Below are 24,906 nucleotides of genomic sequence, written 5' to 3' on the forward strand. Positions count from 1 at the left end.
AAAAAAGGGGAACAATCATGTCAAATTCTCAACCGACGCTCGCCAAGAGCCTGACCGGGCTGCATTTATGGGGACTTGCAGTCGGCCTCGTCATCTCGGGCGAATATTTCGGCTGGAGCTATGGCTGGGCGGCCGCCGGCACACTCGGCTTTTTGATCACCACGATCCTGATCGCCGTCATGTACACCACCTTCATTTTCTCCTTCACGGAGTTGACGACGGCTATTCCCCATGCGGGCGGACCGTTTGCCTATGCGCTCAGGGCCTTCGGCCCACTCGGCGGCTTCGTTGCGGGTTTTGCAACACTGGTGGAATTCGTCTTCGCCCCTCCAGCCATCGCGCTTGCCATCGGCGCCTATCTCAATGTGCAGTTCCCGGGGCTTGATCCGAAAATGGCGGCCGTCGGCGCCTATATCATTTTCATGGCGCTCAATATTGTCGGAGTCACCATCGCGGCAACCTTCGAACTCTTTATCACCGTTCTGGCGATTGCCGAATTGCTGATCTTTATGGGTGTCGTCGCGCCGGGCTTCTCTTTTGCCAATTTCGCGGCCAATGGCTGGGCTGGCGCCCCTGAATTCTCGGTCGGTGCCATTGGAGGCATCTTTGCCGCCATTCCATTTGCCATCTGGTTTTTCCTGGCGATCGAAGGTGCGGCGATGGCGGCTGAGGAGACCAAGAACCCCACCCGCACCGTTCCCATTGCCTATATTGCGGGTATTCTGACACTCGTCTTCCTCGCCTTCGGCACCATGATCTTCGCCGGTGGCGTCGGCGACTGGCGTACGCTGTCCAACATCAACGATCCGCTACCGCAGGCGATGAAGGCGGTCGTGGGCGAATCCTCCGGTTGGCTGCATATGCTGGTCTGGATCGGCCTGTTCGGCCTGATTGCTTCCTTTCACGGCATCATCATGGGCTATTCCAGGCAGATTTTTGCACTGGGCCGCGCCGGCTACCTCCCGGAAGTCCTTGCAAAAATCCATCCGAAATTCCGCACGCCTTATCTCGCAGTCCTTGCAGGTGGCGCCGTCGGCATCGCAGCCATCTTTTCCGACAGCCTGATCCAGATCGGCGGTTTGCCGCTGACCGCCAATATTGTCACCATGTCGGTGTTCGGCGCGATCATCATGTACATCGTCTCGATGGCGTCGCTGTTTAAGCTGCGTCAGGCCGAACCTGAACTCGCCCGACCCTTCAGGGCCTGGGGTTATCCCGTGGTGCCAGCCATTGCCCTCGGGCTCGCCCTCGTCGCGCTGGCAGCGATGATCTACTACAACTTCCTGATCTTTGTGATCTTCCTCGCGATGGGCGTGGTGGCATTCGGCATTTGGCGTTTGCTTTCAGGTGGCATCGCCAAGGAAGCGGCAGCGTCCACGTAACAAGGCTCTCTGGCCCGATCACCGGGAAGGCAACTGGACGAACCGGTTCCGATCAATATCGACGACTCCCGCCGAAGTTTGGCGGGGGTCATTTCAGTGCAAAGCTTGGCTGATATCATTACGTTCCGGGGCCAGTGCCACGTTCGCCACCGATTGGTTCACCGCACCTGACGATGAATTCGCCGCGTCCTCGTGAGCCGCCGCGCCCCCAATCCCAGCAGCGCCGCCACGACCCAGCCGCCGAGAAATCCAATCGCACCCCAGACGAGACCGGCAAAGCTGACCGGCACACCGGGCACGAAATCGCGCCAGGTATTGGCGAAAACGACGTCATCGGCATTCCGCAGCAGAACGAAGGGCTTGGCGACGGGTGCGGCGGTGCCGAGGTGGAGCTGCTGCGACAGCAGCGTTTCGTAGCGCGAGATCGTGCTCTGCATCGAGACGCCGCGGTCGCGCAGGAAATCGTCGGATGATTGCGCATAGGCGCTCAGCGCCTGCTGGCGATCGAGATGGTGCTCGGCCGCCTGGGCATTGAAATCCTCGACGATGACCCGCAATTCGTCGATCGCCCCGCCGATCCGCTGGCGGTATTGCTGCGCAAATTCCGGTGCCTGCGAAAAAACCGTGCCGCCGGCAAGCCCGGCGACGATGGTGATGATCCTTGCAATCTGTCCCATGATCTATGCCTCCGGCTATCCCCTTGCGCTAACGATCCGGCGCGTCAAAGGTTTCTGCCGTCGACACAATCGGTAACTCTATGTGATTGAACCGACGGCGCTTCCGGCGAGTTGATGCCGTGACCAACTCAGAAAGAGAGGCTTGTCATGAAACAGATTATCCTTGCCTGCACGCTCGCTGCTTCGTCCATCTTTTCCGCAATGCCGTCCCAGGCAGCAAGTGTGACGATCACCACCGATGACGCGCGCCCCTACTACCGCCATTCGGACAGGCCCAATTACCGCCATGACATGAGGGCGCGCCACGTTTCCCGCGATTGCTTCACCAAGACGGAAAAGATTCGCCGTCACGGCCATACGGTCGTCAAGGAAACCCGAATCTGCCGATAAGGCAATCCATGCAGGAAAAGCCCGGCCGATCCTCCCCGGCCGGGCTTTTTCTTTCTGATCTCGCCGATGCGGAACTTCGCCATACCAGCTGCGTTTATCGCGAAACAGGAGTATTCATCATGCGTATCAAGATGACTCTTTTGGCAATCGCCTATGTCGCCGTCAGTGTCCTGCTGCTCGCCATCGCCTACCAGCCGCAGGGATCGGGCGCCGCGCAGAAAACGGATCGTCTGGCGGGCTCGTCCTTCCTCGTCGAACGCTTCGCCGGTTGATCGGCGGCTTATAGGCGACGATGTGGAAATAGTCCTCGCCCGGCAGGGTCCAGGCTCGGAGCGGCCCGCCGTTGGTTAGTGCGAGCCGTCGAGCGAGGATCCGCCAAGCAGGATCCGGTTCTGCACAGCATGCACGCCCTCGACCGCCTTGGCGACCGCGGTTGCCCGTTCGATTTCGCCCACCGTGCCGACGGTGCCGCTCAGTATGATCTGGTCGTTTTCCATCGTCACCTCGACATCCGACGCATCGATGCCGCCGGCAATCGCCAGCGCATTGGCAACGGCTGACTCGACCGTTGCGCGATTGGCGATCTCTATCTCCATCTCGGGTTCGAGCCCGTGAAATGTCTGCTCCTTGAAAACCATGATCCGTTCCTCCGTGAAAGCTTCGTAGGAAACGCTGATCGGCGGAGTTTGGTTCAGTCCCCGCTACCAGTTGACGCGATAGCGGAGATTGACACTGCCCGCCTCACCTCCCGAAAATGGATTGCTCACCGAGGCATCGAGATTGAGGTTCGGCAGAATGGTCTGGCTGACCCCTACCGTGCTCGAGAAGTCGCCGCTGGCATTGCTGACGCCTGTCCCTGCCGAAAGCGAGGTTCCCGTCCAGGGATGAATCAGCTTCAGCGCCTGCGATGCCGTCACCGAAGCCTGCCGGGCCTCGACCGCGTCATATTGCACGCTGATGGATCGGCTCGATTGCATGTCGAGCGAATCGGACAGGATCCAGCTGCGCGAGCGGCTGAGGGTCAGCGCGCCGCTGCCGCGCAGCGTATCGACGCTGACGCTGGCACCCTGCTGTGACCGGCCTGCCGGGGTAACGCTCGTTCTGCTGATCCTGCCCCAAAGCATTGCCTGTTCGGAATCGGGCAGCAGCGCCCCGCCTTTGGTCGAGGCAAGCGCGATGTCGGCGCCGGCACTCGTTTCCCATTCCGCCGGCAGGCGAAAACCCATCGTCGCTTTGTAGGACCGGTCCGAAAGCTTGGCCGGCGACCAGATCAGCAGGTCGTCTGCCCTGGCTGCGGCTGTGAGCGAGGGCAGGATGGCGAAAAGGATGCATGCTAATTTGAATGTCGTCATGAAGTAAGAACGTTTTGCCTGACACAGGGCTGCGGCTCCGAAACCGAAGCAGCAGCGAACATGAAGCGCTCGCAGCGAACGCGATGGGGATCACGGCCAAGCCGCCCATCCCGGTTTCATCCTCGATTTAATGGTTGGCTCGGAAAGCCGACGGCACCGAGTGCCTGTTCTTCAATAGGCGCCTTAGCGCCCCGAATTGCCCTGCGACCGCGACCGGCCGCGGCGGAACCGAATCCACCAGCAATGTTAGAAGGATCACATCCAACCGCCGTTCTGTAAACCCCTCAGGGGTTGAAATCTGCTGCACTGCACACTTGCCGCCCCCCCCAAAGCCTAGTAGAGCCTGAGCCTACGAGAGAAATTTTCGCGAAATTCTACATGATGACCGGCAAAAGCGCGCCGCGGCGCCTCAGCATCTTCGGTTCGACGGGTTCGATCGGCCAGAATACACTCAATGTCGTCGATCATCTGGGCGGACGGGAGAACTTCGAAATCTCCGTGCTGACCGGCAGCGGCAATGTCGAATTGTTGGCCCGGCAGGCGAAATCATCGGGCGCGCGGCTGGCGGTGACGGCAAATGACCGGCATTACGAATCACTGAAGAGCGCACTTTCCGGCACCGGCATCGCGGTCGCTTCAGGAAAATCCGGCCTGATGGAAGCCGCGGACCGCGAAGCCGACTGGGTGATGGCGGCAATCGTCGGCACTGCTGGCCTGGCGCCCACCCTTGCCGCTGCCCGCCGCGGCGCCGATATCGCCCTTGCCAACAAGGAATGCCTGGTATCGGCCGGCGACCTGTTCATCGCAGCGATCCGGGCGGGCGGCGGCAAGCTGCTTCCGGTCGACAGCGAGCACAACGCGATTTTCCAGGTGCTGGAAGAGAACCAGCGCCACGCCGTCGAGCGGGTCATCCTGACGGCTTCGGGTGGCCCCTTCCGCACCGCCTCGCTGCGTGACATGGCGGATGTGACGGTGGAAACTGCGCGCGCCCACCCGAACTGGTCGATGGGATTGAAGATCTCGATCGACAGCGCCTCGATGTTCAACAAGGCGCTGGAGATGATCGAAGCCCGGCACCTTTTCGGTCTCAGACCCGAACAGATCGAGGTTATCTTCCATCCGCAATCGATCATTCATTCCATGGTCGGCTATACCGATGGATCGGTGCTGGCGCAGCTCGGCGCGCCGGATATGCGCACCGCCATCGGTTATGCCCTGTCCTTTCCGCGCCGGCCGAACCTGCCGGTCGAGCGGCTGGATTTCGCCAAGCTCGCCAGGCTGGATTTCGAGGCACCGGATGAGGTGCGGTTTCCGGCGCTGCGGCTCGCGCGCCTGGCGATGACGCGCGGCGGTGTTCAGGGCGCGGTGCTGAACGGCGCCAAGGAAGTGGCGCTCGAAGCCTTCATCGAAGGGCAGCTCTCCTTCCTCGCCATGGCCGAGGTCACCGAGAGGGTCATGGACGATCTGGCCGGCCTGCCGCCGGCCTCCACCATGGACGATGTCTTCGCCGCCGACAGGCAAGCCCGGCAAAGGGCGGCGGAGCTCATGACACTCGCGATCGCCGAGTGAAGTTCAGACGGGCCGATCGCCGAGTGGTCGCCCGCCTGTGATCCTGACACCCGCGATTAGCGCAACCGGTTCCCACCCTCGTCGAACAATCGGCAATCCGACGGTTCAAACAGCAGGCTCACCTGCTCGCCCGCCGCAATACTGATCGGTGACCGATGTTCGACGGTCAGTGACTGGCCATCGGCAAGCTGGCAATAGAGATATTGCGTTCCCCCGAGATACTCTGAAAAATCCACCCTCGCCGTCAGGCTGCCCGATAGGTCGGATGCCACCTTCAAATGCTCCGGCCGCAGACCGAGCGTCACCGCGGCACCAACCGGCCGATTTGCGGGCGGCAGGCCGCTTTCGATCTGCCGGCCGGCGACTTCGACCAGGCCGCCCTCACCCCAGCGGGCATTGAGCAGGTTCATCCGTGGCGAGCCGATAAAGCCCGCCACGAAGGTGTTCGAGGGATTCTCGTAGATTTCCCGCGGCGTTCCCGCCTGTTCGACGCGCCCGTCGCGCAGCACGACGATCTTGTCGGCGAGCGTCATCGCCTCCGTCTGGTCGTGGGTGACATAGATCATCGTGTTGCCGAGTTCGCGGTGGAGGCGGGCGATCTCGATGCGCATCGAAACGCGCAGTTCCGCATCGAGATTGGACAGCGGTTCGTCGAACAGGAAGACGTCGGGCTTGCGCACGATCGCCCGGCCGATCGCCACACGCTGCCGCTGGCCGCCGGAAAGCTGTCCCGGCCGCCGGTCGAGAAGATGGTCGATCTTCAGGATCGCGGAAGCAGCCTTGACGCGCGTCTCTATCTCCGCGGCATTGGTGCGCGCCATCTTCAAACCGAAGGCCAGATTGTCGCGCACGCTCATATGCGGATAGAGCGCGTAGGACTGAAAGACCATGGCGATGCCGCGCTCGGATGGATCGAGATCGGTGACAACACGTCCCTTGATCTCGACCTCCCCGTCGGTCACGTCTTCCAAGCCGGCGATCATGCGAAGAAGCGTCGATTTTCCGCAGCCGGAAGGGCCGACGAAGACGACGAATTCACCCTCCGCGATCGTCAGGTCGATCCCGTGGACCACCTGCAGATTGCCATAGCTTTTTCGCACGTCCTGGAGCACGACGCTCTTGTTACCCATACCGTTCGTCATCCCCAAAAAGACCTATCTGTCCGACTGGACCCAGACGAGCATCTCTCCGGGCGCGCGGTTGTCCCAGAGATGATAGGGCACGAAACGCGCGGTGGCGACCTGCCTTTCGGCAGGCGCCTTGCGGTAGAGCGCCGTTCCCCAGTTCGAGGTTTCCTCGCGCTCGACCTTGAGATCGAGGGCGACGGCATCATTGAGATCCTTCAGTACGACGGTTTCGGCTGTGGAGAGCTCACGCGGCAGGACGATGGCGTTGAGGTCTTCGCCGTTGTCGGTCGTTTCGACGCAATAGACCAGCGGGCCGCGCATCAATGCGACGCGCCCGGCATCCTGGCGCACCTTCGGGTTGGCATATTGCGGCCGAAGCGCCAGCGGCAGGTAGAGGGCGACACGATCGCCCGCAGCCCACTCACGATCGATCCTGGCATATCCGTCCTGCATATTGGCGTTGAGATCGAGCATCTCTCCATTAACGCTGAGGGTTGCGCCTTCAGCCCAGTCCGGAATGCGCAGCGACAGTGCAAACTTCGCCGGCTTCTCCAGCTTGGTGGTAAAGGCGACGGCACCGTCCCACGGATAGTTGGTGGTCTGCTCGAGTTCGACCTCGGCGCCGTTGGCCAGCTTCAGCCTTGCGGTGCTCTCGCCATAGAGGTGCACGGCGATCTCATTGTCCGAAACGGCGTACATGTAGGAGCCGATCGAGGTCACCAGCCGGGCGATGTTGGGCGGGCAGCAGGGGCAATGGTGCCACTTCCACCGGTGGTGCTTGCCGGCACTTTCGAGCGGATTGTCGTAGAAGAATGTCTTGCCGTCGGTCGAAAGCCCCGGCAGCGCGCCGTTGTAAAGCGCCTGCTCCATAATATCGGCATAGCGCCGATCCGGACCGCGGCCGAGCATGCGGCTTGCCCAGAACACCAAGCCGACCGAGGCGCAGGTCTCCGCATAGGCGGTATCGTTCGGCAGATCGAAGTAATCGGTGAAGCCTTCGTTTGAGGCCGCCGGCCCGATGCCGCCGGTGATGTACATCTGCTTGGTGGTCAGATCGTCCCAGAGCGTTTCCAGCGCTGCCGTCAGGCTATCGTCCTTGTATTCGGTGGCGATGTCGGCCATGCCCGAATAGAGGTACATGGCGCGCACCGCGTGGCCGACCACCTTCGTCTGCTCGCGCACCGGCTGGTGTGCCTGGCCATATTCATAGGTCTTCTGATGGAAGTCGGCAGCGCTCCGGCCGTCGCGAGCGGCCTCGGCCGTGAAGAAGTGCGGCTCGGTGCCGCGTTCGTCGATGAAGTATTTCGAAAGCTCGAGATATTTCGTCTCGCCGGTCACGCGGGCAAGCTTGACCAGCGCGAGCTCGACTTCCTCATGGCCGCAATAGCCTGATATCTGGCCTTCGCCATGGCCGAAAATCTTGATCATGTAATCGGCATAGCGGCACATGATGTCGAGCAGCTTGCGTTTGCCGGTCGCCTGATAATAGGCGACGGCGGCTTCCATAAGATGGCCGGCGCAATAGAGCTCATGATGGTCGCGCAGATTGGTCCAGCGGCGGTTCGGCTCGACGCGCTGGAACCAGGCGTTCAGATAGCCGTCTTCGTCCTGCAGCTTCTCATACATGTCGATGATCTCATCGGCGCGGGCCTCGAGCTTCGGGTTCGGCCGGCGATAGAGCGAATAGGCGATCGTTTCGATCGACTTGCCGAGGTCGGAATCCCAGAACATCTGCGTCGTCCCGCCCCATGGCTGAATGGGAATGACCACCCCGGGGCTCGGTTGGTTGACGTCGATCGCCTTCAGCATGCCGGCCTCGACGCAGCGGTCGAGCAGGATCTCGGCCGTGGAATTGCAGACGGCATCCTGCCATTTTCCCCAGAAGCCGCCGAGCTCCACATCGGGAACGGCGACGGGACGAAACTGGCGGTCATTGGTTGATTTGGTCATGGGCTCTACCTTCTTGGGATCATTTCACGGCGCCGGCCATCAGCCCGCGCATGTAGTAGCGTTGCAGGAGCAGGAAGACGATCAGGCAAGGGATCGTCATGACGACGACACCGGCCTGCACCGCTCCCCAGTTGATGGCGCCGAGCCGCCCGGCGCGAACCGCCGTCATCAGCACCGGCAGGGTGTATTTCTCGTTGCTGGAGAGCAGCACGAGGGCGGCCAGAAACTCGTTCCAGGCATTGAGGAAGGCAAAGATCGCCACCGTCGCCACACCGGGAAGCACCAGCGGCAGAAGAACCCGGACCAAGAGCCTGAGGTCGCGCGCGCCGTCGATGCGCGCGGCCTCTTCGATCTCCTTCGGCACGGCGTCGAAGGCGTTGCGCATCATGAACACCGAAAAGGGCAGTTGAAGCGTCACATAGACGAGCGTCAGCCCAAGCAGCGAATTGTTGAGGCCGAGCTTTGCCAGGATGATGAAGAGCGGCGTCAGGATCGATTGGAACGGGATCATCAGCGTCGCGATGATCAGCACGAAAAGCGCATTCTTCATCGGGAATCGGTACCGCGAGAAGCCGTAGCCGGCGAGCAGGCTGACGGCGACGGTGAGCACCACCGTGGCGACCGAAACGAACAGCGAATTGATCATGTGCCGCCAGATGCCGGCGCCGAACGTGTCAAGCAGCGCGTAGGAATCGATGCTGACGCCTGAGGTCGGCCATGGCGGCAAGGGCGGCAGGCTGGCCTCCGTGCCATGCCGGAAGGACGACAACAGCGTGATCACGAAGGGGGCGAGAAAGAAGATCGAGATAGCGATGCCGGTCAGGTGATAGGCCGACTTCGTCCGGATGGCCTTGCGCGCGCGGCGCTCCCTTGAGGTGGTCATGGACGCTCCTCCCCGACGCGAAGCAGCCAGAGCTGCACGATGCTGATCGCCATTAGGATGGCGAGAAGCACGATCGACAGCGCTGCGCCATAACCAAGATTGAACGACACGAACGACTGATTGAAGATGTAGTAGACCACCGAGATCATCTTGTTCTGCGGTCCGCCTGACGTCATGATGTAGAACTGATCGAAAGCGAGGATCGAACCGGTGACGGAGACGATCAGCGCCAGTGCGATCGTCTTGCGCATCAGCGGCAGCGTCAGATGCCGGAAACGCTGCCAGCGGCCGGCGCCGTCGATGCGGGCAGCCTCCGTCAGCTCGGACGGAATGGCCTGAAGCCCGGTCAAAAGAATGATCATGGTGAAGCCGGCGATCTTCCAGACGACCATCACCACGATCGTCAGAAAGGCGGTGTCGAAGGTCGCAAGAAGATTGGGGCTCTTTTCGACGAGGCCGAGCGCCTTCAAGGCCGGGCCGATGAAGCCGCTATCGACATTGGCGAGCCAGACCCACAGCAGCGAGGCTGTCGCAAGACCGACCACGACGGGCAGGAAGATGATCGTCCGGTAGGCGCCGACGAACTGCCGTTCCTTCTCGACGAAGATTGCCAGCGGAAACGCGATCGCGAAGATCGCGATGGTGACGATCACGGTATAATAGGCCGTGAAATTCAGTGCCGTCATAAAACGGGTATCGTTGGCCATGCGGAAATAATTGTTGAAGCCGATCCAGCGGGACGCCCCCATCAGCGGCCAGTTGTGCAGGCTCATCCATCCGGTGAAGAGAACCGGCATGATAAAGAAGACGATGACCAGCGCCATGGCCGGTGCGATGTAGACGAGGCCGCGCCAGTTCGATCGGCGCCGTCGCCTGCGTCGAGGCAATAGAATCTCTGAACCGGAACCGGTCATCAAACGCTCCGCATCTGTCGAGTGGGATTGGCCGGGAAGCTGCCACCGCTCCCCGGCCGCGGCCGGGGGAGAGTTTACTGGCCGCTATCGATGATCGATTGCATTTCCGATTGCGCACTCGAAAACGCGCCGTCGACGTCTTCGCCGAAGATCGCGGCGTTGGTGAAGCTTGCCCATGGCCCGTTGGCGCTGTTGATCAGATCGTTGAACTGCAGCGTATAGGGGGTCTTGGCCACACCGATCGCCTTCAGGCCGACCTGCATGCGCGGATCGAGGCCCTCAAGCACCTTGTCGGCGATATCGCCGCGCGTCGGCAGGCTGCCATACTTCGCCATGATCTTCTGGCCGTCCATCGAATATACATATTCGATGAACTCCTTCACCGCGTCGATCTTCTTCGTGCCCTTGGTGATGACGAAGTTGTCGCCGCCGGCAAAGGACGAAGGCTTCCCGTCGACGCCAGGAATGAGCGTTACGCCGAAGTTGATATCGGGATGCTCGGTCACCAGCGTGCCGATGGCAAAGGCGCCAAGGCTCTGCTGGCCGATCTTGCCGTTGGTGAAGGTCAGGAAGTTGGCGCCGTTGTCGCTGGCGGCTCCTGCCGGCACGAGGTCCTTCTTGATCATGTTGCGGTAGATATCGACGGCCTTGCGCATCTGCGGCGTATCGAGCGTCGCCGTCTTGCTGTCGGCCGACAGGATATCGGCGCCCGCACCCCAGACCAACGGCGTGAAGGTGAAGATCATGCAGCCGCCGCAGCCGCCGCCGGAGAAATAGAAGCCGTAGGTATCGTCACCCAGCGCCCGGATCTTCTCGGCATTGGCGGTGATTTCGTCCCAATTCACAGGTGCCTTTTCCGGGTCGAGACCTGCCTTCTTGTAGAGATCCTTGTTCCAGGCAAAGACGGAGGTCTCGACCGAAAGCGGCAGGCCGTAAATCCGGTCCTGATAGGTGCCGAGGCGAACATGCGATGGCGAAAGCGAGTTGAAATAGGGCAGGGATTTTGCCCAGTCCGTCAGGTCTTCCAGCTGGCCGGCCGCAGCAAAGGCCGGATTATAGATCAGATCCATCGACAGGGCGTCCGGCGCCTGTCCGCCGGCGATCGCCGTCGCATATTTCTGCACGAGTTCGGAGAACGGCACCTCGGTCATCACGACCTTGTTCTCGTGACCGGAATTATAGGCTTCGACGACCTTCTTGAAGGCGTCGCCGATCCCCGTACGAACCCACATTTCGACATTCTCGGCAGCTGACGCGGCCGAAAACAGGCACAAGGTAGCGATGCTGGTCGCCGCCAATAGACGCTTGATCATGACACTCCTCCCGATATGGCGCATCTCCTCGCGCCTTTGCTCATTCTCTTGTTCTCATTCCTTCGGGGCTGTACCCCCGCATGACTGCCGGACGATCAGCCGGCACGGCAATTTCCTCACTCCCGGCTCGACAGGCCGTCCTTCCGCAAGCGCGAGCACCGTCAATCCGGCTTGCCGCCCGAGCTCCTTCAGTTCCATGTCCACCGTCGTCAGCGGCGGCCGCGTCTGGGCCGCGACAATCTCCCAATTGTCGAAGCCGATGACCGAGACGTCCTGCGGCACCTTGACGCCGCGCTCGCGCAACGCATCCACCGCGCCGCGGGCGATCTGGTCATTGCCGCAGAAGAGAGCATCCGGTTTTTCTCCCGACCTCTTCCAAAGCTGTTCGACCGCATCATGCCCCCAGCTTTCCGACCAGACGCCGTAGAGCACCGGCTCACGGTGACCTGCCACCTCGTGATAGGCGCCGGCACGTTCCCGCACTGAGAAGAAGTCCTCCGGCCCGGTGATGTGCGCAATCCGCCGCCGTCCGATCTTCACGAGCCATTCCACCGCCAGCCGCGCACCCTGTTCGTCGTCCGAACGGAAGGTGACACTGTTCTGCGTCCCCTCCGTGAATGCGTAGACGACAGGCACATGCAAATTCGAAAGATCGACAGGCAGGCGCCGATCCAGGCGTTTTCCCGTCGCAATGATGCCGTCGACCTGTTTGTCCAGCATCGCATCGACATGGATCTGGGCGAGCGCCGGATCGTCTTCGATGGCGCACAGGAAGACCGAAACGCCGTGATCGACGAGAGCATCCGAGATACCCGCCATGACAGGCAGCGTGAAACGGCCGTAAGTATCGTTCGTCAGCAGCCCGATGGTGAAGCTGCGCTTGCTGAGAAGACCTCTCGCCAGCGCATTCGGCCGGTATCCGATCTCGGCGGCGATCCGTTTCACCCGTTCGCGCGTTTCCGACCCCATCCGGCCGGTATCGTTGAGAGCTTTCGACGCCGTCGAGATGCTCACCGCGGCAGCCGCCGCCACCTCGTGGATGGTGATCCTGCCTCTTTTTCCTCCCGATATGTTCAGAACGTCCTCCTTCTGAAGTGATCTGAGAAAAGCTTTTACCAATCCTTATGTCAAGTGAGAAAAGGTTTTCTCACGCCACACCAAAGCTCGGATCGGCAACACAGTTGCGGCAAGAGGCAAGCACAGGGAAAGATCGATGCGCATCGGTCAGGCCGATTGCGATGTGTCATCGGTGTTAAGACCAAGCGCAGAGCGGACGATCTTGGACGGGCAAGGGAGGTTTGTTCCAGCGTCTTGCGGGAGCAAGACCGATCGCTGTCAGAGCCTCCGGTGGAGGCCCTGAATTACGGTTCGAACCGAGCGATCATCGAAAAATCAGGCGACGTGCCTTGCCAGTGCGCAGCGCGACCAGAGCGAATGCAGCGCCTCAACCAGATGGGCGATATCGGCGTCGGAATGCAGCGGCGTCGGCGTAATGCGCAGGCGCTCGGTCTTCTTCGGCACGGTCGGATAGTTGATCGGCTGGACGTAGACGCCGCAATTGTCGAGCAGCAGATCGGAGATCCACTTGCACTTGGCCGCATCGCCGACCAGCACCGGCACGATATGGCTCGGATTGGGCATATGCGGAATGCCGCGCTGGTCGAGCAGCGCTCTCAGCTTGCGGACACGATCTTGATGGCGGGCGCGCTCGAACTGGCTGACCTTCAGGTGCTGGATCGAGGCGACGGCGCCGGCGGCAAGTGCCGGCGGCAGCGCCGTGGTGAAGATGAAGCCGGAGGCAAACGAGCGAATGAAATCGCAAAGCGCCGTCGAAGCGGCGATATAGCCGCCCATCACCCCGAAAGCCTTGCCGAGCGTGCCCTCGATGACGGTCAACCGGTCCATCAGCCCCTCGCGTTCGGCAATGCCGCCGCCACGCGGGCCGTACATGCCGACGGCATGCACTTCGTCGAGATAGGTCATCGCGCCATATTTGTCGGCGAGATCGCAGATCTCCTTGATCGGGGCGATATCGCCATCCATCGAATAGACGCTCTCGAAGGCGATCAGCTTCGGCGCCCTCGGATCGGCGGCAGCGAGCTTGGCCTCGAGATCGGCCACGTCATTGTGCTTCCAGATCACCTTGTCGCACTTGGCGTGGCGAATACCCTCGATCATCGAGGCATGGTTCATCGCGTCGGAGAAGATTATGAGCCCGGGAATCTTCGCACCGAGCGTGCCGAGTGCCGCCCAGTTGGAAACATAGCCTGATGTGAAGATCAGGGCCGCTTCCTTGCCGTGCAGATCGGCAAGCTCACGTTCGAGCACGACGTGGTGATGGTTGGTGCCAGAGATATTCCGGGTGCCTCCCGCACCCGCGCCACAGTGGTCGATGGCGTTCTTCATCGCCTCGATCACCTTGGGATGCTGGCCCATGCCGAGATAGTCGTTGGAGCACCAGACGGTAACTTCTTTTGCGCCATCGGCCGTATGGCGCGTCGCGCGCGGAAAATTGCCGCGGTGACGTTCGAGATCGGCAAAAACGCGGTAACGGCCCTCGATGTGAAGCCCGTCCAGCTCGCTTTTAAAATACGCTTCGAAATCCATCATATGCTCCAGTATCACGCGACCGTTCTTGCTGACCGGACGTTCGCGCGTCAACCCTTGCCCTTTGCTTTAACATCAACTGCGGCAAAAGGCGCAGAGTTTTGAATGATTCCAGATAAAGAATATGCGAGCCGCGATCAACGAAATTGATGTGGCAAGCATAATGGAAATTCGCGAAACCGTGCAGCTGGCGACAACATCCTGTATCGAAAAAAATCAGGACAGCAGTGGACAACCCTTTCTTCCGACATAGTTTTCGGTCTAGCCTGACAAAAAATAAAAGGGACGGCCTTTGCCCGCTGGGCAACAACCTCGGAGAGAAAAGATGAAGAAAGTTGTCATACTCGCATTGATCGGCTTGTCGATCGCAAGCTGCACGCCGACGCAGCAAGGCGCCGGCATCGGCGCTGCATCAGGCGCCGTCATCGGCGGCGTAGTCACCGGCAACGTCCGTGGCGCGGCAGTCGGCGCCGCTATCGGCGGCGTGTCCGGCGCCCTCATCGGCAGCGTCGCCGAACAGCCCGGCCAGTGCTACTATCGCGACCGCTACGGCCGCCGCTATATCGATAGTTGCCCGCGCTGAGCGCACTGAAATCGGCAAATTCAAGAAATCCCGGACACAGGTCCGGGATTTTTTGTGCTAAATTAGCGCGTTGGCAATTTAAAATGGTACACCTCGCGCGATTTTGCCGCTAAGCTGTTCATGGCTGGGCAACGAAGCTTCAATGTAGACACAACCAAAAGCGGCGGATGCGGATCAGAGGGACAGGCCCGAAAACAGGTACTGCGTATCGGCGAACAGGCACCATGATGGTGGTCGCAGCGGCGGCTGCGTTCTCACCGGTGCTGATCGGCGACGCTTACGCCTTCAAGCTTTTCGGCATCACCATTTTCGGCAAAGAGGAAGACGAAGGCGAACAGGTGCCCGATCCGGTGCGCTACCAGGTCGACCTCAAAGCCGATACCGCCGATCCGGACCTGAAAGAAGCGCTGGAAAACAGTTCCCGTCTCGTCAGCGACCAGAAGCTGCCGGTTTCCGGCGATCTCGGCGTCGTCGTCAAGGCGCGCGACGACCGGGAGCGGCTGATCGCCACTCTGTATGAAAAGGCCCGTTATGGCGGCCTGGTGACGATCACCATCGACGGCAAGAATATCGACGACCTGCCGCCCAATCCGACATTCGACCGGTCCGGGCCGATCCCCGTCACCGTCGCCATTGCTCCCGGCCCCGTTTTCAAGGTCAGGGAGGTCCAGTTCGGCGGCGATGCCGCAAACCATAATCCCGCCGATTACGATCTCGCCCCGGGCGCGCAGGCCGGCTCGCTCGCGATCATCAGGGCCGGCGACAAGATCGTCGAACAATTGAAGAGCGAAGGCCGGCCCTTCGCCAAGTTGACCGAACGCAAGGTGGTCGCCGATCACAACAGCGATACCGTCGATATCGTCCTTGCTGCCGAGGGCGGCCCCATCGCTCCGATCGGCGATGTCGGCGTCACCGGCGAGAAGACCGTCAAGCCAGCTTTCATCCAGCGTTATTCCCGGCTGAACAAGGGCGAAGCCTATTCCCCGGAAACGTTGAAGAAAGCCGGCGAGCGGCTTCGCGCCCTCGGCGTCTTTTCGAGCGTCACCATTCACCAAGGAGATGCGCTGGCATCGGACGGCACCTTGCCGATGACGATCGAAGTTTCAGAGGGCAAGAGGCGCTACTTCGGCGTCGGCGCGCAATATTCCACCACCGACGGCTTCGGTGTTCAGGGCTATTGGGGCCACCGCAACCTTTTTGGCGAAGCCGAAACGCTGAGGATCGAGGGAGCGGTCTCGCGGCTTGGCGAAACGACCGATGTCGGCAGCCTCGACTATTCCGCCGGCATCCTGTTCACCAAGCCCGGCGCCTTCTTTCCCGCCGCCACGCTGAAGGCCGGCATCGTCGCCAAGACCGAAAATCCGGATGCCTATAACGCCACGCTCGTCACCGCCTCGCTCGGCCTTTCCTACGAACTGACCGACCAGGACACCGTCGCGGCGAGCGGCGAGGTCAGCTGGGAGCGCGACGACGACGCCTTCGGCACGAACGACTATCTGACCTTCACCTTGCCGATCCAATATGATCGCGACGCACGTGACGACAAATTCAACCCGACGGAGGGTTATCGCGCGACGCTCTCGGCTAAGCCCGGCTACGAGATCTTCAACGCCACGCCCTATGCGGCATTCGAGGGCTCGATCTCCGGCTACTTGCCGTTCGGACAGGAAGACGGCGTGGTGCTTGCCGGCAAGGTTGCCGCCGGCGTCCTGATCGGCGGCGACAGCATTGGGGACATTCCCGCCACGCAGCGCTTCTTTGCCGGCGGCGGCGGCTCCGTGCGCGGATACAGCTATCAGGAAATCTCGCCCTATAACGACGATGGCGATCCCACCGGCGGCCGTTCCTATGTGACCGGTTCGCTGGAGGCCCGCATCAAGATCACCGATACGATCGGCATCGTGCCTTTCATCGATGTCGGCACCGTATCGGACAGCACCTTTCCGGGTTTTTCCGATATTCGCGCCGGTGCCGGCGCCGGAATACGATATGCAACGCCTTTCGGCCCGCTGCGGCTTGATTTTGCCATGCCGCTGAACAAGTACGAAGATGGCACAGATTACGGAATCTACGCCGGCATCGGCCAATCTTTCTAGGATTGCCGATTCCGCTCGTGTTTTCCGATCTGTGGGCCGTCATGAAAACGGGGTAGTGTCCGCGCCGATGCAAACGCTGACAAAAATCGTCAACTGGGTCGTACGGCTCACCGGCTATGTCGTCGGCGCCACGTTGATTCTCGCGGTCGTAGCACTGGCGATCTTCGGCTTCACCAGTTTTGGTGCCCGCATCGTCACCGAAAAGATAGCCTCCACGCTGTCCAATCGCGACATGACGATCGAGGTTCGCGAACCGCAAGGCCTTTTGACCGGCGGGCTTCGCGCCGCCGAGATCTCCATCTCCGACACCAGGGGCGTCTTTGCGGAAATTCATGGCGTCGCGATCGACTGGAATCCGCTTGCGCTGCTGACCGGAACCTTCCATGCCAAACGCTTCGAGATCGAAGCGATCAACGTGCTGCGCAAGCCGGTACGCACCCTGCCCTCGCGGCCCCAAGCTGAAAATTCCGGCGGATTCAGCCTTCCGATCAAAGTCGATGTCGACCGCATCGCGCTGCCCGATATCAAACTTGCCGCACCCGTTGCCGGCCGCGCCTTTGCGCTGGCCGCCGAAGGCAGCCTTTCGGCGAACGGCGATGGCGGCGAGGCCGTCGTCAATGTCAGCCGTCACGCGGTTCCGGATGCGCGGCTTGCCGCCGACATCGCTTTTGCGCCAGCCGAAAACCGGCTGCGACTGAAGGCGCAGCTGTCCGAGCCGAAGGGCGGACTGCTGGCGGGCTTTCTCGGCCTGCCGGACAGCCCGGCCGTCAACATCGATCTCGATGGCCAGGGGCCGATATCCGATTGGAAAGGCAAATTGCAGGCTGCCCTAGACGGGCAGCAACGTGCCGCAATCGAAGCTCGGCACCAGATTACGGAAGACGGGCTGCACCACCTCGACCTCAAAGGCGGCGGTGACCTGAGCTCGCTGCTTCCATCGGCATTCCGGCCGCTTTTTGCCGGCCAGACCAATATCGATCTTGCCACCACCTTCGACAATCACGGCAAGATCGATATCCAGACCGGCAATATCGCCACCGGCAGCGTTGTGATCGCCGCCTCGGGCACCCTCGATCCTGCCGGCAACAACAGCCTGAACGCCAATCTGCTCGGCACGTCGGGGCCTGTCGATTTCCGCTGGCCGCTCGCCGAAGGCGAAGCCCGCTTCCTGATATCAGGCCTCAACCTGGCGCTAACAGGCGATGCGCAGACCGCCCGACTGAACGTCAGCGGCTCGCTCGACAGCGCAACCCTGCCGCAGGCCAATATCGGCAACATCAAGCTGACCGCAAAGAGCGACGCCTTCAATCTCGCCGCCCGTTCCGGCAGCGTCCAGCTGCGCCTCGTTGCCGGCGACGCGACCTTTGCCGAGCCGAACCTCAATCGCGCGGTCCAGGGCCCGATCACGATCGCCTCGCCCCTGCAGATCTCACCCTCCGGCATCGGCTTCAACGGCACTACCGTAGAAAGCGCCAATATCAACGGCAGCCTCAACGGCTCCTATCGGCTGACGGACCAAGCGCTGACCGGCAACCTCAAGCTCATGATCAACCCGGCAGCCCTGCCGGCTGCGGCAACAGGCAAGTTCGACGGGCCGATCTCGCTCGAGAGCCAGGTGGTCGGCACCATCCCGTCGAAATTCGCGCTGTCCAACCTCGTCCTGAAGTCCGGCACGCTCGAAGCCGCGGGCAACGTCGCGCTCGACGGCGGGATCTTGAACGCCGATCTCTCCGGCCGGTTGCCTGACATCGACAAGCTCATCCCCGGCGCCAGCGGCGGGGCGGGTTATGCGTTGAGAGTGGGAGGTGAGCTCCCGGCAATCTCCGTCACGGCCAATCTCAAGGCGCCCAGCCTTAAAATGGCCGACCGCGTGCTCGGCAACCTCAATATCGACCTGTCGGGTCTCGCCGATCCCAAGGCGCCGCAGGGCAAGATCGCCGCCACCGGCACAATCGATGGCCAACCGATCGGCATCAACGGCAACATCACCTCGCAGGACGGCAAGATAAGCATTCCGGCGCTGACCGCCGACATCGGCGGCAACCGGCTGACCGGCAATGTGGAATTCTCGTCTTCCCTTGAGCCGACAGGCGCGCTGACCTTCGATTTCCCCAATATCGGCCTGCTCGCCGCACTCGGCGGACAAAAGGCCGAAGGCGATCTCAAAGGGTCGCTCGGCGTCAGCAGCGATGGCGGCAGGATTGCGCTCAAGCTGCTTGCGACCGGCGGCTCCATCCGCCGTGATACGCTTGCGATCGTCAAGCCGGATATCGATGTCACGGTCAGCGATCTCAAAGTCCTTGCGGCTAACGGCACGGTCAAGGCCGAGGAGGTGAGTGCCGGAACGAACAGGCTCGCCGGCCTTTCGCTCGATTTTGCCAAGCAGCAAGATCATACCGATTTCGATCTCGATGCTGCCTATGACGGCAATCCCGTACTGGCCGCCGGTAATATCGAAGCGGCCGACGGCACGATGCACCTGAACCTCGATCGCTTCTCGGCAAGCCCCCGCAATATCCCGATCGAGCTTGCCGCACCGACGCAGGTCTCAATCGGCGGCGGTGCCGCCAGCCTGAACGGACTGATGCTGAAAACCGGCACCGGCTCGGTGACGGTCACCGGTTCCGCCGGCGAAACGCTGAAGATCGATGCAGACATCCGCGAGCTGCCGGCAGCGCTTGCCAACGGTTTCGTGCCGAATCTCTCAGCCGGCGGCACGATCTCCGGAACGATTGCCGTGACCGGAACGCCGGCAGCACCGGTCGCCGACTTCAAGCTCGACTGGAAGGATGCGACGACGGGCCAGACAAAGGGAGCCGGCCTGGCACCGCTCGGCATCACCGCCAGTGGCAAATTCGCTGATAACAAGCTCGATTTCGACACCACGGTCGGCAGCAATGACGGCCTCTCGCTGAAGGCCGCCGGCAATCTCGCGCTCGCCGACCCGAAGGCACCGGTACTTGATGTCAACGCCGATATCCTCAACTTGCCTGCCCGCATCGCCAACGGTTTCGTTCCCGATCTCGCCGCCGAAGGCACGATTACAGGAAAAGTGGCGGCCGCCGGCTCCCTCGCTGCACCCACCGCCAATTTCGATCTCGATTGGAAGAATGCCGCGACGAGCCAGACCAAACGCGCCGGCCTTGCGAATCTTGGCCTGAAGGCATCCGGAAAATTCACCGACAACAAGCTCGATTTCGATACAGTGATCGGCGGCGCCAACAGCCTCTCGCTGAAAGCAAACGGCAATGTCGCCATCACCGGCACGACGATCGGCAACGTCAAGGTCGACGCCGCGCTGGCAAATGTTCCCGCAAGCATCGCAAACAGCTTCGTCGCCGATCTCGCCGCCGAAGGGACGATCTCAGGAAGGGTAGCGGCCTCCGGCTCGCTCGCTGCTCCCACTGCCAATTTCGATCTGGATTGGAAAAACGCTGCGACGACCCAGACGAAACGCGCCGGCCTTGCGGATCTTGGCCTGAAGGCATCGGGAAAATTCGCAGACAATAAGCTCGATTTCGACACCGTGATCGGCGGCGCCAACGGCGTCTCGCTGAAGGCTAACGGCAATATCGCCGTCACCGGCACGACAGTCGGCAATGTCAAGGTCGACGCCGCGCTGGCAAATATCCCTGCAAATATCGCAAACAGCTTCGTTCCCGATCTCGCCGCCGAAGGCGCGATCTCAGGAACGGTCTCGGCCAGCGGCTCTCTTTCCGCTCCGGCCGCCAATTTCGATCTCAATTGGAAAGATGCTGCGACGAGCCACACGAAACGTGCCGGCCTTGCCGCGATCGGCGTGACCGCATCGGGAAAATTTGCCGACAACAAGCTTGATTTCAATGCGGCAGCGAGCGGCGACAAAGACCTCTCGCTGAAGGCCATTGGCAATGTCGCATTGGCCGGTACGGCGATCGACAGCATCAAGGTCGATGCCGAGATCGCCAAGCTTCCGGCCAGTCTCGCCAATGCCTTCGTTCCCGATCTGGCGGCCGGCGGCACGATATCAGGCACCCTGTCCGCCGCCGGCACACCCGCCGCACCGAAAGCCGACTTCAAGCTCGACTGGACGGATGCTGCGACCAGCCAGACCAGAAGCGCTCGCCTCTCTGGCCTCGCACTTGCCGCATCGGGACGCTTCGCCGACAACCGGCTCGATTTCGATGCCAATCTCGCCGGCAAGGACGGCCTCTCGCTGAAGGCCGCCGGCAACGTCGCGATTTCAGGCACGTCGGTCCGCGATCTTGACGTCAAGGCCGATCTCGCCAACCTTCCGGCAGGCCTCGCCAACGGCTTCGTCCCGGGTCTTGCCGCCGAAGGCACTGTCTCGGGAACGGCATCCGCTTCCGGCGCGCTTCCGAAGCCGGCGGTCGATTTCAAGCTCGACTGGAAGAACGCCGCGACCGCCCAGACCAAGAGCAGCGGCCTTTCGGGCCTGAGTGCTGCAGCCTCCGGCAAATTCGCCAACGACAGGGTCGATTTCGACGCCAATCTCGCCGGTAAGGACGGTGTGTTGGCCAAGGCGACGGGCGGCGTGACGATCGCGGGAACGGCCATCCGGGACCTTTCGATCAATGCCGATATTCCGGCGCTGCCGGCAAATATCGCAAATGCCTTCGTTCCCGGTCTCGGCGCCGAAGGCACGCTTTCGGCAAGTGCCGTCACGTCGGGAACGCCGGCAAATCCGATCGTCGATTTCAAGCTCGACTGGAAGGATGCCGCGACCAGCTACACCAAGGCTGCCGGCCTATCTCGCCTTGCGCTGGCGGCGACGGGAAAATACACCGGTGACAGGCTGGATTTCGATGCCGCCCTCAACGGCGACGGCGGCATCGCGCTGAAAGCTGCCGGCAATCTTGCCATCGCCGGCACGTCGATCCGGTCGCTCGATGTCACGGCGAATACTAACAATCTTCCGGCCGGCATTGCCAACGGCTTCGTTCCCGGCCTTGCAGCCGAGGGCGCGGTCTCTGCGACCGTAAAAGCCACCGGCGCGCTATCGGCGCCCTCCGTCGACTTCAAGGTCGACTGGAAGAACGCAGCGACGAGCCAGACAAAAGGTGCCGGCCTTTCGCCGTTCAGCATCGGCGCATCAGGCAAACTTGCCGGAAACAAGCTGACGGTCGATACCAGTCTTGCCGGTGACGCCGGCATGTCGCTGAAGGGCGGCGGCAGCGTCGTCATCACAGGCAATCGCGCTATGGACATGCGCTTCACAGGCAATCTTCCTTTCGCCGTGCTCGGCGCCCCGCTTGCGCAACAGGGCCTCGTCGCGGACGGCGTCGCCACCGTCAACCTGCAGATTGGCGGAACGGCCGCAGCACCCGTCATCAACGGCACTGTCTCGACCAATGGCGCAAAGCTCGTCGACGTTCGGCGCAATATGGCCGTCAACAATCTGACGGCGACCGTGACCTTCAATGGCAGCCAGGCCGTGATATCGCGCCTCACCGGCAACCTTGGCGGCGGCGGTACGATTTCGGCCAGCGGCACCATCGGCATCCAGCCGGCCGGAGGTTTTCCCGCTGACATTTCGATCAAGCTCGACAAGGCGGTCTATGTCGATGGAACCCTTGTCGTCTCGACAGTCAATGGCACGGTCGGCCTGCGCGGGCCGATCACCAATGCGACGCTAAGCGGCAAGCTTCGACTGGACAAGACCTCGATCACGGTCCCGGAAAAATTGCCCACCTCGCTGAGAGAAATCGACATTCGGCATAAGAATGCGCCGCGGGCTGTACTTGCGCAGTTGCGGGATGACGGCGAGCAGAAACCCGGAGAGAAATCCTCCGTGATCACGCTGGATCTCGAAATCGACGCGCCCTCGCATATCTTCGTGCGCGGCCGCGGCATCGATGCCGAGCTTGGCGGTCTGGTGACGATCCGCGGAACGGCGGCTGCACCCATCGTGACCGGCGGTTTCACCATGCGCCGCGGCCGCATGACCATTCTCAACCGCCGGCTGGATTTTTCCGACAAGAGCAGGATCACCTTCGCCGGCGACCTGACGCCGGCGCTCGATATGGAAGCGACCTCGGCCTCCGGCTCGACGACGCTGACGGTCGACGTCGCCGGCCTCGCCACCGACCCTGCGATCACCTTTTCCTCGTCCCCCGAGCTGCCGCAGGACGAAGTGCTGGCGCAGCTGATCTTCGGCCAGTCGATGTCGAAGCTCTCGCCGGTGCAGATCGCCCAGCTCGCCGACGCCGTCAGTCAGCTGGCCGGCAACCGCTCCACCTCGCTTTTCGAAGGCCTGCGCAACCAGCTCGGCGTCGACGATTTCGACGTCAGCACCGATTCCAAGGGCCAGACGAGCGTCAGCGTCGGCCGCTATCTCAACGACCGCACCTATTTCGAGTTGCAGCAGGGCGGTTCGGCTGGCGCCAAGGCGGTGATCAACCTCGATGTCGGCCGCGGCGTCAAGCTGCGCGGGGGGGCCGGTGGCAACGGTGAGGGCGAAGCCGGGATTGTCTACGAACGGGAATATTGATGCCTCTCGCAAGAAGCTGTGCAGCCGTTTGAGGACAGCATGCACGAGCTTTAAGCCGGCTTAGAAACCGGTTTTGCTGGTCTTCAGAAGGATGTTGGTCTCGGTCGAATTGATGCCGTTGATTAGCCGGATGCGGCGCAGCGTCTCGTCGAAGGCGGCAAGGTCGCGATCCTCGAGTTCGGCGACGAAATCCCATTTGCCGTTGGTGCTGTGAAGCGCGCGCACCTGCGGCAGGCCCCTTAACTGATCGGCCACCCTGTCGGCGAGCTTGCCGAGCACCTCGATCATGACGATGGCGCGCACGCCGGCGGAGCGCGTCTCATGGCCGGTGCGGATGGTGAAGCCGACGATGGTGCCGCTGGCCACCAGCCGGTCGATACGGGTGGCAACCGTTGCCCGCGATGCGCCGGTCATCGCCGCAAGCGAGGAGACGGAAATCCGGGCGTTATGGCGAAGTGCACTCAGAAGTTCGGTGTCGAGATCATCCACGCTGATCACTTTGTCAAAATGGGTTTATCAATCTGCGCAATCATAGTCCATTTCTGACACTTTTCCATCTTTTTGCCGCCAGCCCTTTGTCCCACTATCGGCCGAAACAGGCCTCAACACGGAGCCCTCCACATGAATGCGCAATCGCGATCTGTCACCCTCATCGGCGCGCCGCTGGAAGAAGGCTCCGGCCGCAGAGGGGCTGCCATGGGCCCCGCGGCCCTGCGCATAGCCGGCGTCGACCAGACGCTGATCGAGCTTGGCCATGACGTCGCCGATATCGGCGATCTCAGGATCGTGCCGGCGATGGATCTGCCGAACCATCCAAAAGCCCACAATCTGAGGATCGTCGGCGCCTTCACGCGCGCCCTCGAAAGCAGCGTCCACGACGTGGCCGCCTCCGGCCGTTTCCCGCTGATTCTTGGCGGCGACCACAGCCTTTCCATGGGCAGCGTCTCCGGAATGGCCCGCTATGCCGCCAGCAAAGGCCGCCCGCTCTTCGTGCTCTGGCTCGATGCCCATGCCGATTTCAATTCTCCGGCGACGTCGCCCTCCGGCAATATTCATGGCATGCCGGTCGCCTTCTTCTGCGGCGAGGCGGAGTTCGCCGAGATCCTGCCGAACGACCGTCCGTTCGTCGATCCGAAGAATGTCTTCCAGGTCGGCATCCGTTCGGTCGATGCGCGCGAGCGCGAGGAAATCCACGAACACGGCGTCAATGTCTTCGACATGCGCGCGATCGACGAGCAGGGCATCGGCGCCATCATGCGTGAGATCCTCGATGTCGTCACCAAGGCGAACGGCCTGCTGCATGTCAGCCTCGACCTCGATTTCCTCGATCCCGAGATTGCCCCCGGCGTCGGCACGACGGTGCCTGGCGGCGCGACTTTTCGCGAGGCGCATCTGGTCATGGAAATGCTTTCGGACAGCGGCCTCGTCTCGTCGCTCGATCTCGTCGAGCTCAATCCGTTTCTCGACGATCGCGGCAAGAGCGCCCGCATCCTGGTCGAGCTGACGGCAAGCCTCTTCGGCCGCCGTATCTTCGATCGTCCGACACGCGCTGCATAAGAGCATGTCGAGCAAA

At 61.7% G+C, this 24,906-nt stretch carries 19 protein-coding genes; 8 read left to right on the forward strand and 11 right to left on the reverse strand.

Features of this window, described 5'->3' with window-relative positions:
* Window positions 1-17: 17 nt before the first annotated feature.
* The gene (gene eat, locus G9X67_RS27715; protein WP_171600154.1) at window positions 18-1,382 is read left to right on the forward strand and encodes an ethanolamine permease; all 1,365 of its coding nucleotides are present in this window, start codon (window positions 18-20) and stop codon (window positions 1,380-1,382) included.
* A gap of 158 nt (window positions 1,383-1,540) precedes the next feature.
* Here eat and G9X67_RS27720 read toward each other — a convergent pair whose 3' ends face one another.
* Window positions 1,541-2,059 (reverse strand): DUF2937 family protein, encoded by a 519-nt coding sequence (locus tag G9X67_RS27720; RefSeq protein WP_138331724.1) that lies wholly within the window; start codon window positions 2,057-2,059, stop codon window positions 1,541-1,543.
* A gap of 147 nt (window positions 2,060-2,206) precedes the next feature.
* Between G9X67_RS27720 and G9X67_RS27725 the strand changes: the two genes are divergently transcribed.
* Window positions 2,207-2,449, forward strand: coding sequence for a hypothetical protein (locus G9X67_RS27725; RefSeq protein WP_138331725.1), 243 nt, complete (start codon window positions 2,207-2,209; stop codon window positions 2,447-2,449).
* 8 nt (window positions 2,450-2,457) lie between these two features.
* Window positions 2,458-2,721, forward strand: a complete 264-nt coding sequence (locus G9X67_RS27730; protein ID WP_171600143.1) for a hypothetical protein — start codon at window positions 2,458-2,460, stop codon at window positions 2,719-2,721.
* Window positions 2,722-2,796: 75 nt separating this feature from the next.
* Here the strand turns inward: G9X67_RS27730 and G9X67_RS27735 are convergent, their stop codons facing one another.
* On the reverse strand, window positions 2,797-3,087 hold the full coding sequence (locus G9X67_RS27735) for a BON domain-containing protein (RefSeq protein WP_138331726.1): 291 nt from the start codon (window positions 3,085-3,087) through the stop codon (window positions 2,797-2,799).
* 63 nt (window positions 3,088-3,150) lie between these two features.
* Window positions 3,151-3,801: a hypothetical protein gene (locus G9X67_RS27740; RefSeq protein WP_138331727.1), complete on the reverse strand. Its 651-nt coding sequence runs from the start codon at window positions 3,799-3,801 to the stop codon at window positions 3,151-3,153.
* A 378-nt stretch (window positions 3,802-4,179) separates the two neighbouring features.
* Here G9X67_RS27740 and dxr point away from each other — a divergent pair, with 378 nt between their 5' ends.
* Window positions 4,180-5,370, forward strand: coding sequence for a 1-deoxy-D-xylulose-5-phosphate reductoisomerase (gene dxr / locus G9X67_RS27745; RefSeq protein ID WP_171600155.1), 1,191 nt, complete (start codon window positions 4,180-4,182; stop codon window positions 5,368-5,370).
* Window positions 5,371-5,426: 56 nt separating this feature from the next.
* Here the strand turns inward: dxr and ugpC are convergent, their stop codons facing one another.
* The 7 genes from ugpC to hemA form a co-directional block, all read right to left on the reverse strand.
* Window positions 5,427-6,500, reverse strand: a complete 1,074-nt coding sequence (ugpC, locus tag G9X67_RS27750; protein WP_171600156.1) for a sn-glycerol-3-phosphate ABC transporter ATP-binding protein UgpC — start codon at window positions 6,498-6,500, stop codon at window positions 5,427-5,429.
* 24 nt (window positions 6,501-6,524) lie between these two features.
* Entirely contained in the window at window positions 6,525-8,447 is a 1,923-nt protein-coding gene (locus G9X67_RS27755; protein WP_171600157.1) for a glycoside hydrolase family 127 protein, read from the reverse strand.
* A gap of 19 nt (window positions 8,448-8,466) precedes the next feature.
* On the reverse strand, window positions 8,467-9,330 hold the full coding sequence (locus tag G9X67_RS27760; RefSeq protein ID WP_072640387.1) for a carbohydrate ABC transporter permease: 864 nt from the start codon (window positions 9,328-9,330) through the stop codon (window positions 8,467-8,469).
* The gene (locus tag G9X67_RS27765; protein WP_129421912.1) at window positions 9,327-10,244 is read right to left on the reverse strand and encodes a sugar ABC transporter permease; all 918 of its coding nucleotides are present in this window, start codon (window positions 10,242-10,244) and stop codon (window positions 9,327-9,329) included. The genes G9X67_RS27760 and G9X67_RS27765 overlap by 4 nt, the downstream gene beginning before the upstream one ends.
* A 74-nt stretch (window positions 10,245-10,318) precedes the next feature.
* The gene (locus G9X67_RS27770) at window positions 10,319-11,557 is read right to left on the reverse strand and encodes a sugar ABC transporter substrate-binding protein (protein WP_138331731.1); all 1,239 of its coding nucleotides are present in this window, start codon (window positions 11,555-11,557) and stop codon (window positions 10,319-10,321) included.
* Window positions 11,558-11,611: 54 nt separating this feature from the next.
* A complete protein-coding gene (locus G9X67_RS27775) occupies window positions 11,612-12,589 on the reverse strand; it encodes a LacI family DNA-binding transcriptional regulator (RefSeq protein WP_138332022.1) in 978 nt (325 codons plus the stop codon).
* Between the two features lie 360 nt (window positions 12,590-12,949).
* The gene (gene hemA, locus G9X67_RS27780; protein ID WP_138331732.1) at window positions 12,950-14,164 is read right to left on the reverse strand and encodes a 5-aminolevulinate synthase; all 1,215 of its coding nucleotides are present in this window, start codon (window positions 14,162-14,164) and stop codon (window positions 12,950-12,952) included.
* A gap of 325 nt (window positions 14,165-14,489) precedes the next feature.
* On the opposite strand from hemA, the gene G9X67_RS27785 reads away from it, so the two are divergent.
* From G9X67_RS27785 to G9X67_RS27795, 3 genes are all read left to right on the forward strand, one after another.
* A complete protein-coding gene (locus G9X67_RS27785; protein ID WP_012759223.1) occupies window positions 14,490-14,747 on the forward strand; it encodes a YMGG-like glycine zipper-containing protein in 258 nt (85 codons plus the stop codon).
* A 167-nt stretch (window positions 14,748-14,914) separates the two neighbouring features.
* Complete coding sequence (locus tag G9X67_RS27790; RefSeq protein WP_171600158.1) at window positions 14,915-16,843, forward strand: autotransporter assembly complex family protein; 1,929 nt, start codon at window positions 14,915-14,917, stop codon at window positions 16,841-16,843.
* A gap of 67 nt (window positions 16,844-16,910) precedes the next feature.
* A complete protein-coding gene (locus tag G9X67_RS27795; RefSeq protein WP_138331733.1) occupies window positions 16,911-23,333 on the forward strand; it encodes a translocation/assembly module TamB domain-containing protein in 6,423 nt (2,140 codons plus the stop codon).
* Between the two features lie 60 nt (window positions 23,334-23,393).
* On the opposite strand, the gene G9X67_RS27800 is transcribed toward G9X67_RS27795, so the two are convergent.
* Window positions 23,394-23,831, reverse strand: coding sequence for an Lrp/AsnC family transcriptional regulator (locus tag G9X67_RS27800; RefSeq protein ID WP_011653765.1), 438 nt, complete (start codon window positions 23,829-23,831; stop codon window positions 23,394-23,396).
* A 123-nt stretch (window positions 23,832-23,954) separates the two neighbouring features.
* On the opposite strand from G9X67_RS27800, the gene rocF reads away from it, so the two are divergent.
* Window positions 23,955-24,890 carry an arginase gene (gene rocF, locus G9X67_RS27805; protein WP_138331734.1) on the forward strand — a complete coding sequence of 312 codons (936 nt, stop codon included), beginning with the start codon at window positions 23,955-23,957 and terminating at the stop codon, window positions 24,888-24,890.
* Window positions 24,891-24,906 lie beyond the last annotated feature (16 nt).

Source organism: Rhizobium sp. WYCCWR 11152, from assembly GCF_013087615.1.
Taxonomy (GTDB): domain Bacteria; phylum Pseudomonadota; class Alphaproteobacteria; order Rhizobiales; family Rhizobiaceae; genus Rhizobium; species Rhizobium indicum.

Coding starts and splice junctions, on each gene's coding strand:
- G9X67_RS27770 (WP_138331731.1), bottom strand. CDS start 11,557: ATGATCAAGCGTCTATTGGCGGCGACCAGCATCGCTACCTTGTGCCTG.
- ugpC (WP_171600156.1), bottom strand. CDS start 6,500: ATGGGTAACAAGAGCGTCGTGCTCCAGGACGTGCGAAAAAGCTATGGC.
- G9X67_RS27785 (WP_012759223.1), top strand. CDS start 14,490: ATGAAGAAAGTTGTCATACTCGCATTGATCGGCTTGTCGATCGCAAGC.
- G9X67_RS27725 (WP_138331725.1), top strand. CDS start 2,207: ATGAAACAGATTATCCTTGCCTGCACGCTCGCTGCTTCGTCCATCTTT.
- hemA (WP_138331732.1), bottom strand. CDS start 14,164: ATGGATTTCGAAGCGTATTTTAAAAGCGAGCTGGACGGGCTTCACATC.
- G9X67_RS27730 (WP_171600143.1), top strand. CDS start 2,458: ATGCAGGAAAAGCCCGGCCGATCCTCCCCGGCCGGGCTTTTTCTTTCT.
- eat (WP_171600154.1), top strand. CDS start 18: ATGTCAAATTCTCAACCGACGCTCGCCAAGAGCCTGACCGGGCTGCAT.
- G9X67_RS27755 (WP_171600157.1), bottom strand. CDS start 8,447: ATGACCAAATCAACCAATGACCGCCAGTTTCGTCCCGTCGCCGTTCCC.
- G9X67_RS27765 (WP_129421912.1), bottom strand. CDS start 10,244: ATGACCGGTTCCGGTTCAGAGATTCTATTGCCTCGACGCAGGCGACGG.
- G9X67_RS27795 (WP_138331733.1), top strand. CDS start 16,911: ATGCAAACGCTGACAAAAATCGTCAACTGGGTCGTACGGCTCACCGGC.
- rocF (WP_138331734.1), top strand. CDS start 23,955: ATGAATGCGCAATCGCGATCTGTCACCCTCATCGGCGCGCCGCTGGAA.
- G9X67_RS27790 (WP_171600158.1), top strand. CDS start 14,915: ATGCGGATCAGAGGGACAGGCCCGAAAACAGGTACTGCGTATCGGCGA.
- dxr (WP_171600155.1), top strand. CDS start 4,180: ATGATGACCGGCAAAAGCGCGCCGCGGCGCCTCAGCATCTTCGGTTCG.
- G9X67_RS27735 (WP_138331726.1), bottom strand. CDS start 3,087: ATGGTTTTCAAGGAGCAGACATTTCACGGGCTCGAACCCGAGATGGAG.
- G9X67_RS27740 (WP_138331727.1), bottom strand. CDS start 3,801: ATGACGACATTCAAATTAGCATGCATCCTTTTCGCCATCCTGCCCTCG.
- G9X67_RS27760 (WP_072640387.1), bottom strand. CDS start 9,330: ATGACCACCTCAAGGGAGCGCCGCGCGCGCAAGGCCATCCGGACGAAG.
- G9X67_RS27720 (WP_138331724.1), bottom strand. CDS start 2,059: ATGGGACAGATTGCAAGGATCATCACCATCGTCGCCGGGCTTGCCGGC.